Origin of the sequence: Altererythrobacter sp. Root672 (assembly GCF_001427865.1) — a bacterium.
In the GTDB taxonomy this organism is placed as follows: Bacteria; Pseudomonadota; Alphaproteobacteria; order Sphingomonadales; family Sphingomonadaceae; genus Croceibacterium_A.
In genome coordinates this window covers 323,899-336,333 of record NZ_LMHH01000002.1, presented here as the reverse complement: position 1 = coordinate 336,333, position 12,435 = coordinate 323,899, and the positions used below count along the sequence as shown (strand labels likewise).

At 65.2% G+C, this 12,435-nt stretch carries 17 protein-coding genes; 8 read left to right on the top strand and 9 right to left on the bottom strand.

Translation table 11 applies throughout. The features are described from left to right. Positions 1-132: 132 nt before the first annotated feature. Positions 133-1,398, bottom strand: coding sequence for an SLC13 family permease (locus tag ASD76_RS12800; RefSeq protein ID WP_055923512.1), 1,266 nt, complete (start codon positions 1,396-1,398; stop codon positions 133-135). Between the two features lie 311 nt (positions 1,399-1,709). Between ASD76_RS12800 and ASD76_RS18015 the strand changes: the two genes are divergently transcribed. Continuing rightward, entirely contained in the window at positions 1,710-2,141 is a 432-nt protein-coding gene (locus ASD76_RS18015; protein WP_082553830.1) for an endonuclease domain-containing protein, read from the top strand. Here ASD76_RS18015 and ASD76_RS12790 read toward each other — a convergent pair. Together ASD76_RS12790 and ASD76_RS12785 are read right to left on the bottom strand one after the other, a co-directional pair. Beyond that, positions 2,138-3,460 carry a DNA-packaging protein gene (locus ASD76_RS12790; RefSeq protein ID WP_055923503.1) on the bottom strand — a complete coding sequence of 441 codons (1,323 nt, stop codon included), beginning with the start codon at positions 3,458-3,460 and terminating at the stop codon, positions 2,138-2,140. The two genes, ASD76_RS18015 and ASD76_RS12790, sit on opposite strands and share 4 nt — an antisense overlap. Further along, positions 3,447-4,091, bottom strand: a complete 645-nt coding sequence (locus ASD76_RS12785; protein WP_055923500.1) for a hypothetical protein — start codon at positions 4,089-4,091, stop codon at positions 3,447-3,449. Before ASD76_RS12785 ends, ASD76_RS12790 begins: the two co-directional genes overlap by 14 nt. A 204-nt stretch (positions 4,092-4,295) precedes the next feature. Between ASD76_RS12785 and ASD76_RS12780 the strand changes: the two genes are divergently transcribed. Continuing rightward, positions 4,296-4,937: a YqaA family protein gene (locus ASD76_RS12780; RefSeq protein WP_055924276.1), complete on the top strand. Its 642-nt coding sequence runs from the start codon at positions 4,296-4,298 to the stop codon at positions 4,935-4,937. 15 nt (positions 4,938-4,952) lie between these two features. Here the strand turns inward: ASD76_RS12780 and ASD76_RS12775 are convergent, their stop codons facing one another. Genes ASD76_RS12775 through ASD76_RS12765 form a run of 3 tightly spaced genes read right to left on the bottom strand, consistent with a single transcriptional unit; the run spans position 4,953 to position 6,587 of the window. Further along, positions 4,953-5,744, bottom strand: coding sequence for a sulfite exporter TauE/SafE family protein (locus tag ASD76_RS12775; RefSeq protein WP_055923497.1), 792 nt, complete (start codon positions 5,742-5,744; stop codon positions 4,953-4,955). A 4-nt stretch (positions 5,745-5,748) separates the two neighbouring features. Further along, positions 5,749-6,258: a rhodanese family protein gene (locus ASD76_RS12770; RefSeq protein WP_055923494.1), complete on the bottom strand. Its 510-nt coding sequence runs from the start codon at positions 6,256-6,258 to the stop codon at positions 5,749-5,751. Beyond that, positions 6,255-6,587 (bottom strand): ArsR/SmtB family transcription factor, encoded by a 333-nt coding sequence (locus ASD76_RS12765; RefSeq protein ID WP_055923491.1) that lies wholly within the window; start codon positions 6,585-6,587, stop codon positions 6,255-6,257. The genes ASD76_RS12770 and ASD76_RS12765 overlap by 4 nt, the downstream gene beginning before the upstream one ends. Positions 6,588-6,650: 63 nt before the next feature. On the opposite strand from ASD76_RS12765, the gene ASD76_RS12760 reads away from it, so the two are divergent. Next, positions 6,651-7,538: an MBL fold metallo-hydrolase gene (locus ASD76_RS12760; protein WP_055923488.1), complete on the top strand. Its 888-nt coding sequence runs from the start codon at positions 6,651-6,653 to the stop codon at positions 7,536-7,538. Here ASD76_RS12760 and spt read toward each other — a convergent pair. After that, complete coding sequence (spt, locus tag ASD76_RS12755; RefSeq protein ID WP_055924272.1) at positions 7,531-8,781, bottom strand: serine palmitoyltransferase; 1,251 nt, start codon at positions 8,779-8,781, stop codon at positions 7,531-7,533. The genes ASD76_RS12760 and spt overlap by 8 nt on opposite strands. An 8-nt stretch (positions 8,782-8,789) precedes the next feature. After that, on the bottom strand, positions 8,790-9,032 hold the full coding sequence (locus tag ASD76_RS12750; RefSeq protein WP_055923485.1) for an acyl carrier protein: 243 nt from the start codon (positions 9,030-9,032) through the stop codon (positions 8,790-8,792). 221 nt (positions 9,033-9,253) lie between these two features. Here ASD76_RS12750 and ASD76_RS12745 point away from each other — a divergent pair, with 221 nt between their 5' ends. After that, the gene (locus ASD76_RS12745; protein WP_055924269.1) at positions 9,254-9,796 is read left to right on the top strand and encodes a Pycsar system effector family protein; all 543 of its coding nucleotides are present in this window, start codon (positions 9,254-9,256) and stop codon (positions 9,794-9,796) included. On the opposite strand, the gene ASD76_RS12740 is transcribed toward ASD76_RS12745, so the two are convergent. Continuing rightward, a complete protein-coding gene (locus ASD76_RS12740; protein WP_055923482.1) occupies positions 9,790-10,158 on the bottom strand; it encodes a response regulator in 369 nt (122 codons plus the stop codon). The genes ASD76_RS12745 and ASD76_RS12740 overlap by 7 nt on opposite strands. Positions 10,159-10,225: 67 nt before the next feature. On the opposite strand from ASD76_RS12740, the gene ASD76_RS12735 reads away from it, so the two are divergent. The 4 genes from ASD76_RS12735 to ASD76_RS12720 are packed head-to-tail and all read left to right on the top strand — an operon-like array spanning position 10,226 to position 12,360. After that, positions 10,226-10,507, top strand: coding sequence for a DUF3572 family protein (locus tag ASD76_RS12735; protein WP_082553828.1), 282 nt, complete (start codon positions 10,226-10,228; stop codon positions 10,505-10,507). Beyond that, a complete protein-coding gene (locus ASD76_RS12730) occupies positions 10,504-11,133 on the top strand; it encodes a hypothetical protein (RefSeq protein WP_055923477.1) in 630 nt (209 codons plus the stop codon). The genes ASD76_RS12735 and ASD76_RS12730 overlap by 4 nt, the downstream gene beginning before the upstream one ends. Beyond that, a complete protein-coding gene (locus tag ASD76_RS12725) occupies positions 11,130-11,588 on the top strand; it encodes a RidA family protein (RefSeq protein ID WP_055923473.1) in 459 nt (152 codons plus the stop codon). Before ASD76_RS12730 ends, ASD76_RS12725 begins: the two co-directional genes overlap by 4 nt. Next, positions 11,572-12,360, top strand: a complete 789-nt coding sequence (locus ASD76_RS12720) for a glycerophosphodiester phosphodiesterase family protein (RefSeq protein ID WP_055923470.1) — start codon at positions 11,572-11,574, stop codon at positions 12,358-12,360. The genes ASD76_RS12725 and ASD76_RS12720 overlap by 17 nt, the downstream gene beginning before the upstream one ends. Positions 12,361-12,435: the final 75 nt, after the last annotated feature.

Here is a 12,435-nt window from a genome sequence, read left to right as displayed (position 1 = left end):
GCGAACGCGGGAACCTAGGGCGGAGCAGCACAAAGGGCTGACTGGGTCCCCGCGTTCGCGGGGATGACGAAGGGTGGAGTTTAGGTTCTTCGCGCCTTTGCGTGAGATTTCTTCTTCTTCTTCTGAGCGGGCTCAGGCCATCCCCTGCAGCACCGCGATCCACGCGGCAGCAATCAGCAGACACGCCACGCCGACAATCACCCCGGCGCGGAAGAATTCCATGAACGAGATCTTCACGCCCTGCCGAGCCGCGCCTTCGACCACGATGATCCCGGCGAGACTGCCGAAGTTGACAATGTTGCTCGAAAACCCCGCCCCCAGCGCCAGCGCCGCGGTGGTCACGAGCGGCTGGCTGGTGTCGGCGTAAGGCGTCAGCAGCAGCACGGCGGAATTGTTGTCGGCGAGATCGGACAGCAGCGAGATCACCACCAGCATCACATGCGGATCGTGCAAGTCGAACCCGTGCCCGGCGAGCCAGTGCAGGACCATCTCCGGGTAGTCGGTCATCGAAAACGCCCCGTTGATCACGTAGAGCGAGAACACCAGCAGCAGCAGGCTGCCATCGACGCGACTGAGCAGGTCGCTCGAACTCACCCCGATGGCCCGCCGGTTGAGCAGCAGCACCCCCGCCGCGGTCAGCGCCACGACTGGGTAGGGCCACGGTGCGAACAGGAAGCTCGCCAGAACGGCTGCCAGCACTACCGACGCCTTGACGATCTCAAGGCGGTTGATGACGACCTCTTCCTCTTCCTCTTCCTCTTCCTCTTCGTCAGGCTCATCTTGCGATGCGACACCGGTGGTCCAGCGCCCGCGATAGAGCAGCACGATCGCGCCCCAGATCACCGGCATCGACAGCAGCGCGGGCACCAACCCCGCGACCAGGAACTGGGTGAAGCTCACCTTCATCTGACCGGCGATGATGATGTTCTGCGGACTGCCGATCATGCTCCCCGCCGACCCGGCGTTGGAGGCGAACGCGAAGGCCAGCAGGAACGGGATCGGATTGAGCCGCCGCCCGAGCGCGATCTCGATCAGCAGCGGCGTCATCGCCACCACCACGACATCGTTGGTCAGCAGCGAGGAGAGCGCGGTAGAAACCCCGATCATCGCCGCGAGCAGGATCTCGGGCCGCACATCCATCCGGCCGATCTTTACCGCCACCCAGTGGTAGAACCCGGCAACATAGAACGCGCCCGACACCACCATCAGCCCGAACAGCAACGCCAGGGTGCCGAAGTCGGCAGAGTCCCAGGCCTGGTCCGGGCTCATCCCGCCGATCACGATCATCGCGATTGCGCCGAGCAGCGCCGCGCCGGTGCGGTCGATACGGAAGCCCGGGAGGTAGCCGATGGCGATGACCGTGTAGGTCAGCAGGAAGATCACCAGCACCACGGTCATGGAGGCGCATCCTCCACATTAGCGCGGGGCTGTATCTCGGGATTTATCCTGATGTCTCGCCAAGATCCTCCCCGAGCTTGTCTCGGGGAGGTGGCAGACGCCGCAGGCGGCTGACGGAGGGGTAGGCGGCCAAGCGCTTTACCCCACCACCACCGACTTCGTCGGCGGTCCCCCTCCCCGAGCAAGCTCGGGGAGGCTTGGTTTTGGTCCGACACCTCGAAAATGGATCAGATAGCTCAGCCTTCAGATCCTCCCCGAGCTTGCTCGGGGAGGGGGACCATGCGAAGCATGGTGGAGGGGGGATTCACTGCATGTTCAAAGGCATAGCACCGAAACCGAAAGCTGGCGGCGTTCGCACAGCCCGGGGCCTGCGCAAGGCCATATCGCTGCCGGAAGTTCTCCTGTGGCAACGGCTTCGCCAGCGTCCCTACGGGCTCAAGTTCCGTTGCCAGCACCCAACCGGGCCTTTCGTGCTCGACTTCTTTTGCAGCGACGCCCGGCTTGCGATTGAGGTGGATGGGTATGCCCGCGACAATGCCGAGCGCGCGACGCTCGATCGCGGGCGTGACTTGTGGCTCGATCGGATGGGCGTTGAAACGGTCCGAATTCCAGCGCGCGATGTGTTGAGTGACAGCGATGCGGCGGTGGAGGCGCTCGTTGAGTTTGCGCGTGCTCGCCTGCCCCTCCACCACCCGGCTGCGCCGGGCGGTCCCCCTCCCCGCGCAAGCTCGGGGAGGATCTAAAGCAACCGCACCCTAGGTTCCGCCCGCCGCCGCAACATCAGCTCGCTCAAGGCCCATACCAGCGCATCCGCACGGTCCGGGCTCCGCCCCGGCCCCTGGTAAGTCCCGCCGGCCATCAGCCCGCAGAGTTCATCCTCCAGCAGCGGCATCTGCCCGACATGCCGCACCCGCCCGCTCTCGTAGAGCGCGGCCACCGGTTCGGCTCGCGCGCTCTTCCCCCGGCTAGCGTGGACCAGCCGCACCGGCAGCGCCAGGTCGGCCGCGTGGAGTACCGAGCGGACCATCTCGCCGCCGTTGTTGGCCTCGGCGACCACCCGGTCAGCCTGCCATTCACGCGAGGCCTCGGCCACGGCGCGGGCCCAGCGTTCGGGGGTCGGGCGGCGGACCGAGCGGTCGGCGAGCACGCGGGCTATGCCGTCCTCGCCCAGGGCGCAGGCGACGATGCCGCAGGCGTCGCCCTCGGCAGAAGCTGGAGGGTCGACGCCGATCACCACCCGCTGAGGTGGTGACGAGACCTCGTCCTCGCGGCAGTCCTCCAGCAGCGCGCGGCTCCACAAGGCGCCCTCGATCTCCTCGATCAGTTCGCCGTCAAGCTCCTGCCGGCCGAGCAGCGAACGGCCGAACTGCGCCCGCACCGATCGGACGAAGCCCGGCGGCAGGTTGTCGCGGTTGTCGGCGGTCGTGCCGCGAGTCACGATCAACTCAGGCTGGCGGAGCAGCCGTTTCAGTAGCGGCACCGCGCGCGGGGTGGTGGTTGCGACAGCGCGAGGTGCCTTGCCGAGCCGCAGGCCCAGCAGCAGGTTGTCCCACGTGCTTTCGGCTCGGCCGCCCGCCTGGTCCCACTTGGCGATCTCGTCGCACCACGCGTGGCTGTGTTGCGGGCCGCGCAGGCTTTCGGGCTCGGCCGCTGAATAGAGCGTGGCGGTCGCGCCGCCCGGCCACGTCAGTTGACGCTTGGAGGGTTCGAAGACTGGGCGTTTGCGCCAAGACGCGATCGCCAGCAATCCGCTCGGTCCTTCGACCATGACTCGCCGTGCCTCACCGAGCGTCGAGGCTACCAGCGCGATCCGGGCTGTGCGATCGGCTTCGGCGATGGCCCTGACCCATTCGGCGCCGGCGCGGGTTTTGCCGAAGCCGCGCCCGGCCATGATCAGCCAGGTATGCCACCTCTGAGCTGCCGGCAGCTGGCCAGCGTGAGCCCAGAGCCTCCAGTGCCTGGCCAGCGAGCGTCGCTGGCGGTGCGACAGGCGCTTGAGCTCTTGCTTCCGCTCGTCGGGCTCGAGCTTAAGCAAATCCTCGGCGAGATCAGTCCTCGACATCGTTCGCGTCCGCTTCGATCAGGATCGCCGTATTGGCCGCGCGGCGCTGGCGCATGTCCTCGATGAAGGCGTCGATCGAATCGAACACCGCCTGCTCGTCGTCGTCTTCGCTCAACCGGCGTTCGCGGGCGACCGTTTCGCGGTGCGCAGCCAGCAGGCGCAGAGCCGAGGCCACATCCATCTTTCTTCCGGGCTGGGGGTCACGCAGATAGGCCAGCAGTTCCATCTCCAGGCTGTCGTAACCTGCGTGCAGCGCGACCAACCACTTGGCGGCGAAGTCGGCATCTTCGCACCGCACCTTGTAGACAGTCCGCGTCGGGACATTCGCGTGCTTGGCCGACGCGGTTACGTTTGATGTTTCGAATAATGCCTCGAAGAAGCGATGGCGCCAACCGGAGGACCGCGTCTGGGGGCTGTCATTCGGATTGTCCGAACGGGGAGTATCGGGTGCTCGAGTTGCGAGTGCTGCCTCCCAAGCGTCCGCGAACAGCAAGTTCGTTCGGCGTTGGGCGTAAGCCGTTCCCGCCGCTATGCCCGCGATCTTGGCGGCCGGTCTCACCTTTCCAGTCTCGGCCAACCCGGTCAGGAACGTCCCGGTCCATTTGGGGCCGGGCATTGTCTCGTCAGTCATCTCGTTGCCTCCGCCTGGCGATGGGGCAATGAAAAAGGGCAGCCTTTGCAGGCCGCCCTTTTCGAATCACACCATCGCGATGTTCCTGTTGTCTAACCAAACAGCGTCGCGATGTCAATTGAAAAGTGCCATATGGGTTAAGTCGTGACGCTTGCGTGGTTTGCGGCGCTCGCCTACTCGAAGGGCTGGACGGAGGAATCCCGAATGCTGCGCAAGCTGTACGACTGGACGATGGCCAAGGCCGCGCATCCCAAAGCCGAGTGGTGGCTGGCCGCCTTCGCCTTTGTCGAGGCGAGCTTCTTCCCCGTTCCTCCGCATCCGCTGCTCGGGCTGATGTGCCTGGCCGAACCGCAGAAGGCGCTGCGCTATGCGATCATCGCCACGCTGGCTTCGGTCGCGGGCGGGGTGCTCGGTTATGCGATCGGCTGGGGGCTGTACGACACGGTCGGTACGCAGCTGCTCGAATGGCTCGGCCTGACCAAGAGCTTCCCGGTCGCGGTCTGCTATCTCAACGAATACGGCTTCTGGCTGTTCGTCGCCAAGGGCGCGACGCCGATCCCGTTCAAGCTGCTGACGATCACCGCCGGGTTCATGGGCATGAACGTGGGCCTGTTCCTGCTCGGCAGCCTGGTCTCGCGCTCGATCAGCTTCATGATCGTGGGCGTGCTGTTCCGCCTGTTCGGAGCGCCGATCAAGCGCTTCATCGACAAGTACCTCGGGCTGGTTACCGCCGGCTTCGTGGTGCTGGTGATTGCCGGATTCGCGGCGGTGACCTTGCTCGGGCATGGCGGCGAGGGCTCGGCGGACAAGTGTTCGGCGGCTGCGCTTAATTCCAGCTTCGCCTGATGGGGCAGCAAGCCTTCAGCTGAAAGTCGAAATACCCTGCCACACGATGGCGAGGCCAATGGCGATGACCATCATGGCAAACCCCGTGTTGAGGACGCCTTTCCGCCCGGCGAGGGCGCGTCCGGCCAGTCGGCCCGGCAGGGTTCCGGCCAGCCCGCCCAGCACTAGCAGCGCGACAAGTTTCCAATCGACAAGACCGGACACCGCGTAAGAGCCAGCGGTGCTGGCGCCGAGAGCTGTCACTACGACCAGCGAAGTTCCGATTGCCACTCCGGTCGGCATGGCCGTCGCGAACAGTAGCGCGGGCACGATCAGGAAGCCCCCGCCGATACCGAAGAAGCCCGCCAGAAGGCCCACCGCCAGTCCGGCCGGGATGAGCCGAGGCAACAAGTGCCGCGCAGTGGTGCGGTCGAGCCGAACGTCCGGATCTTCCACTCCGCCGCGCCGCCAGATCATGATCGCTCCGATGACGACCATAAGCCCGCCGAACAAGGCCAGCAGCTTTTCACCGTCGAGCGCCTTGCCGGCTTCGGCGCCGATCAGCGCCCCGACTACGCCGGCGCCGGCAAAGACAAGGGCACAAGGCCATTTCACGTTGCCCGCCCGAGCATGACCGGCAAGCCCGGCCGCCGCGTTGAGCGCGACGGCCACGGCCGCTGTGCCTATCGCCGCGTGTGGCGATTCGACGCCGACGACATAGACAAGCAGCGGGACGGCCAGGATCGAGCCGCCGCCGCCCACCAGGCCAAGGACGAACCCAATCGCTGCCCCCGCGGCCAGGGCCGCCAGGATCGTGAGCGGGTCCACCGGATCAGGCTGCCCGGCGGTTCCATGGCATGCCGCGCAGCAGCTGCGCCATGCCGCACCAGCCTGTGACACCGGCCATTACCAGCCCGGCGCCGACGAAGGCGGACAAGCCGAAGAGTAGCGGCGTCACGAGGAAGCCCAGCACCACACCGATAAGCACGAGTGATCCTGCGACGATCTGCACCTGGCGCATGATCTCGAGCGGCTGCGAGCGATCGTCCTCGGTTGCGAGGCCGGCAGCGCGCCATGCATCGAGGCCGCCATCGAGAATGTAGGCCTCGCCGCCGCAGGCCGCGCCAAGCTTCGCCGCGTTAGTGACGGTCCTCATGCCGGAGCGGCAAAGAAAGACCACGGGTCCACCGGCCTCCAGGGACTCGATTTCCTCGACGGGCACATTCTTGGCGCCCACCGCGCGCGACCGCGCGAACTCGTCGCGCCCGCGAATGTCGATCATCCTCGCGCCGTTCTGCACCATGGTGCGGGCCTCGGTGGGAGAGACTTTGGGTAAGGTCACTGGTCCGAATCCTTGCAATAAAGCTCGTAGAGCGTGGCGAGCAGCCTCCCACACCGGGGATCGGCGATACGGTACCAAAGCGTCTGGCTTTCGCGCCGAAACGTCACCAGACCTTCGGAGCGCATGCGGGCGAGGTGTTGAGACAGGGCGGATTGGCCCAGGCCCACTTCGTCGGCCAGCGTGCCGACCGTCACCTCGCCATGTTCGGCAAGTTTGCACATAACCATCAGCCGGCGCTGGTTACCCAGCGCCTTGAGCAGATCGGCCACGGTTCCTGCGTGCGCTTCGAAGGTAGCGAGATCCATCGGGGGATTGAGAGACTGTTCCATTAGGACTTGCTAAATAAGTATATCCTTATATATGTCAAGAGCAATCGAACCAGGAGTTCCGCCATGGCCCCCCAGCCGCAGATTCGCGCCTTCTTTGACGAGCCGACTTTCACCGTCAGCTATCTCGTATCGGACCCGGTGACGCGCCGCGCCGCCATCATTGATCCAGTGCTCGACTTCGACCTTGCCTCGGGCGAGGCCGATGTTCGTTCGGCCGAAGCGATTCTGGCAGCCGCCCGCGAGGAAGGCCTGACTGTGGAATGGGTGCTGGAAACCCATGCCCATGCCGATCACCTCTCCGCCGCGCCGTTCCTCAAGGCAGAAACCGGCGCAAAGATCGGCATCGGGGAGCACATCCGCGACGTGCAGAAGATCTTCCGGCCGATGTTCCTGGCCGACGATCTCAAAACCGATGGCTCCGACTTCGATCGCCTGTTCGCCGATGGAGAACGCTTCGCGATTGGCGAACTTGAGGTCGAGGTGATGCACGTCCCCGGCCACACGCCGGCGGACTTGGCCTATCGGATCGGTGATGCCGTGTTCGTTGGCGACACGCTGTTCATGCCGGACTACGGCACGGCGCGCGCCGACTTTCCAGGCGGCGACGCGCGCCAGCTCTATCGTTCGATCCGCCGCTTGCTTGCCTTGCCCGAGGAAACCCGGCTGTTCTTGTGCCACGACTACAAGGCGCCGGGCCGCGAGGACTATCGCTGGGAAACCACTGTCGGAGAAGAACGCCGCGCCAACGTTCATGTCCATGACGGCGTCAGCGAGGACGAGTTCGTCGCCATGCGCGAGGCACGCGACACCGGACTCGCCGTCCCGCGGCTGCTGCTGCCCTCGATCCAGGTCAACATCAGAGCAGGCCGCTTGCCACCGGCCGAAGCGAACGGCGTCAGCTACCTCCGGCTGCCAGTGAAACCGGTGCGAAGGCCCGTCGGGTCTAAATGATCCCCACGGCCTTTCCGGCGCGTTCGAACATGCCGAGAATAGTCTCGACCTCTTCGCTCGAGTGCTCGGCGCAGAGCGAACAGCGCAGCAGGGTCATGTTCGCCGGGGTCGCCGGCGGGCGGGCGAGGTTGACGTAGAGGCCTTCCTTGAGCAGCGCTTCCCACATCGCCGCGCCATGTTCGAGGTCGGGCATGATGACCGCGACGATCGCGCTCTGCGGCTCTGCGGTGCCGAGCTTGAAGCCGAGCTGGGTCAACCCACCGTGCAGGCGCTTGGAGTTCTCCCACAGATGCGCGCGCTTGTTGGAGCCGTGCATCAGCTTGCGGATCGAGGTGGCGGCGGTGGCGACCACGCTCGGCGGCAGGCTGGCGGTGAACACGTAGGGGCGGCAGACCAGCCGCATGATCTCGAACTTCGGGTGGTTCGAAACGCAGAAGCCGCCGACGGTGCCGACGCTCTTGGAGAAGGTGCCGATGACGAAGTCGACATCGTCGAGCACGCCCTGCGCCTCGGCCACGCCGCGGCCGTTTTCGCCGATGAAGCCCATCGAGTGCGCCTCGTCGACCAGGACCATGGCGCCGTGCTTCTTGGCGACCGCGATCATCTCCTTGAGCGGGGCGATGTCGCCGAGCATCGAGTAGACGCCTTCGAGGACGACCAGCTTGCCGGCGCCTTCGGGGATGCGGCCGAGCCGCTTGTCCATCGCCTCGATGTCGTTGTGCTTGAACGGCACCACCTCGGCATTGCCGAGCGCGCAGCCGTCCCAGATGCTCGCGTGCGAATCGATGTCGAGGACGATGTAGTCGCCCTTGCCGGCAATCGTGGAGATGATCCCGAGGTTGGCCTGGTAGCCAGTCGAGAACACCATGGCATGATCCATGGCATAGAACTCACGCAGCGCGTCCTCGACATCGCGGTGCCCGCGGTATGTGCCGTTGAGGACCCGGCTGCCGGTGGTTCCGGCGCCGAAGTTCTCGAGCGCGTTCTTGCCGGCCTCGATCACGTCGGGGTCGAAGGTCATGCCCATGTAGTTGTAGGTGCCGAGCAGGATCGTATCGCGCCCGTTGCAGACCGCGCGGGTCGGCGAGAGCACTTGCTCCATCACCAGGCTGAACGGATCCTCAACCCCGCTGGCGAGAAGCGTCTCGCGGGTGTGGATGATGTCGTCGAACTTGCTGAACAGGTCGCGTTCGTGACCTTCGAGCACTTCAGGCTTGTCCGCCTGGCTGATTCCTTCGCTCATGGTCGCCATCAGTCCTTCGCCAGCGAACACACCGCGTTGACGAGATCGCCGTAGCTTTCGATCTCGGCCTGCTGGTTCATGCTGATGATGATGTCGAATTCGTCCTCGATCGCGGCGACAAAGTCCATGACGGTCAGGCTGTCGAACTCGAGATCGCCGGCGAACGTCGTGGCATCGGCCAGTTCGACGTTCTTCTTGTTGAACGGTTCGATCAGCGTGCGGATGCGGCTGTCGACGTCTTCGCGAACCATGAGAGCTTCCTCAATTCCAGCGCCGCGGCGCAATCCAGGTTGTCGCATTGCGACTTGCGAAAAACCGGTTTCCACTTTTTCGCGCAATGCTCAATGGCGCGGAAGAGCGCCTTGCCACCCCGCTTGTCAAGCGCGGGGCCCGCTGGCAAGTCCTTGCGTCGAATAGTCGGCAGTCCAACCGCCTTCAGCGAACGCGGTTCTGGCATAGGGCGGAGAGCGCAATGGCCGAGACGGGGGCAGGTCCAGAGCCAGGCGGTGAAGGCCCTGCCTATTCGCCAAACGCCATCCACTTGCTGCGCACGGCGCAGCGCAACACGTTGGTCCTGGCCCAGATGGCGGACCAGAAAGCCTCGATCCTGATGGGCGCCTGTTTCCTGGTGTTCTCGATCGCGGTCAGCCGGACCCTGATCGGGCACTTGCCCTGGTCGCTGGCGATCCTCGCGCTGTTTGCGTTCCTGAGCGCGCTGTGTGGGGCGATCGCGGTCATGCCCTCGGTCGGAAAGCCTGCGACGACCGAACAGCGCAACTGGCTGTTCTTTGGTCACTACCATGACCGCAACGAGCAGGAGTGGGCCGACGACCTGCTAGGCGAGCTCAAGGACGACGAAGAGGTGTTCCGCCTGATGCTGCGCGACATCTACCAGAACGGGCAGGTGCTCCACCGGCGCAAGTATCGTTTTCTGGGATATGCCTACCGGCTGTTCATCGCCGGGCTGGTCATCACGCTCGCCGCCTTCGCGGTCGAGCTCTCGCAGGTTTACTGACCCACCAGGCCCTTCACCGCGGCCATGAACGGTCCGATCGAAACCGGCTTGGCGAGGTAACCTTCAGCGCCGACATCGCGGATCCGTTGTTCGTCGCCCTTGCCGGCATAGGCCGTCACGGCGAGCACGGGGACATCGGCGAGGATCGCGTCCTTTTTGAGGCTGGCGATGAGGTCGAGGCCGGAGACTTCCTGGAGCTGGATGTCCATCACGACCAGATTGGGGATAAAGATCCGCGCCCGCTCGATGGCGACATTTCCGTCAGCTACGGGTTCGACGGCGAAACCACTGGCAGTGAGAACGTCGCAAAAAAGCTTCCGGTTCAGATCGTTGTCCTCGACAACGAGTATGCGTTTCGTCATGCGGCCCCCATATGATCCACCGGCCCCAATCGGAAGATCGGTTATCTTCTAACCCCTTAATGGAAGGCTGACAATTATTAACGGTCGTGAAGATACGTTTAAGGAGCCGTCGGGGACGGCCCTTACGGCGCTAGCCTGGATTCTCAGCGACTCGGCGCGCGCCCACCGTTTCCTGGACCTCACCGGTCTGACGCCAGAAATCTTGCGCGAGACGGTTGGCGACGTGGCAACCCAGCGCGCGGTGCTGGATTTCCTCTGTGCGCATGAGCCGGACCTGCTCGCGGCCGCCGAGTCGCTCGGAGTCGAGCCGTCGCTCTTAGCCTCGATGCGCGACAGGATCGGCCAATGACCCGGCCTCTGGTGGTAACCGATTGCGACGAAGTCCTGCTGCACATGGTGCGGCACTTCCGCGACTGGCTGGGCGAAGATCACGGGATCGAGTTCCGGCTCGAAGGCGATCCGTTCGTCCAGTCGATGACGCGACAGGGCAGCGGCGATATCGTTGCCGAGGATGACGTCTGGCGCCTGCTGCAGGGCTTCTTCGACACTGAGTTCGACCGGCAGACCGAGATCGAAGGCGCCGCTGCGGCGATGGCCGAGCTCAAGCGCGAAGCCGATGTCGTGGTGCTGACCAACCTGCTCGACAGGTACCGCGACGGACGCGCGCAGCAGCTGCTCACACACGGGATCGAGCTGCCGGTGTTCACCAACCAGGGCCCGAAGGGAGAGGCCCTGCGGCGCATCGTCGAACAGTATGGCGCCAACCGCGTGGTCTTCATCGACGACATCGCGAAGCACCATGAGTCGGCGGCCGAAGTGCTGCCCAATGTCTCGCGGCTGCACTTCTGCGGAGAGCCTGCGGTGGCCCCGCATATCCCCTGCGCGCTCAAGGCCGGGCATGCCCATGCGCGGCTCGATACCTGGGCCGAAGCCTTGCCGTGGGTGCTCGAAACGTTGCATGGAACGCGGCCATGAGCATCGAGGCCCGCCTTGCCGAACTCGGCATCACCCTTCCGCCCGCCGCCGCGCCGGTGGCGTCCTATGTTCCGGTCGTCGTTTCAGGCGGCACGGCCTACGTTTCGGGGCAGTTGCCGTTCATCGACGGCCAGCTCGCTACCGGCCGCCTGGGCGCTGACGTGACGCTGGAGCAGGGCATCGCCGCCGCCCGCGCTTGCGGGGTGATGATCCTGAGCCAGCTGCAGACCGCGCTCGGCTCGCTCGACCGGGTCGAACGGATCGTCAAGCTAGAGGCCTTCGTCAATTCGACTGCCGACTTCACCGACCAGGCCAAAGTGGCCAACGGCGCTTCGGACCTGATGGCCGAAGTGTTCGGCGAGGCCGGGCGCCATGCCCGGGCCGCGGTCGGCGTGCCCGTCCTGCCGCTCGGCGCCGCGGTCGAGGTGGACGCGATCGTTGCTCTCAAGCCTTGACGGCTGGCTGGCTCCCGCGCCCGATCCGGCGCGGGTGGGCTGGCTGACGAAAGGCGCCTACGCGCATCGCGGGCTGCATGGTCCGGGCGCGGTCGAGAATTCTCCCACAGCCTTCGAGCGCGCCATCGAGGCGGGGCTCGGCATCGAATGTGATGTGCAACTGACCGCTGACGGGCGGGCGATGGTGTTCCATGACTTCGAGCTGGATCGGCTGACCGATGAAAGCGGTCCCGTTGCCAAGCGAACGGCAGCGGAGCTGGGACAGATCGGGCTAACCGGCTCCGGCGATAGGATTCCCAGTCTGCGCCGGTTGCTGGAGCAGATCGGTGGGCGCGTGCCGCTGCTGGTCGAGGTCAAGACACGGCGCGAGACTCCGATCGACAGGCTGTGTCGTGCAGTCCTGCAGGACCTCGGAGCGTACGCCGGCCCTCACGCAGTCATGAGCTTCGATCCGCGCGTCGGGCATTGGTTCGCCGGCCACTCGCCCGTCACGGTGCGGGGGCTGGTGGTTAGCGAAGCCGATTCTGGCGCTGCGGCCCGCCGGCTGTCCCTATGGCGCGCTCGGCCGGATTTCCTCGCCTACGACGTGCGCAACTTGCCGAGCCGATTCGCCGAGGGCCAACGCCAGCGTGGGCTGCCGCTGCTGACCTGGACCGTCCGCAGCGCTGCTCTGGCGGAAAGGGCGGCAGCCTGTGCCGCTACGCCGATCGCGGAAGGCGAGGGGGTCGCCTGGGCGCAGCGTCCTTCGACAAGCTCAGGACGAACGGAGTGAGTAAATTCTTCTCAATCACCAAAATCCGTTCGTGGTGAGCTTGTCGAACCACAGGCCGTCAAACACACAGGGTTC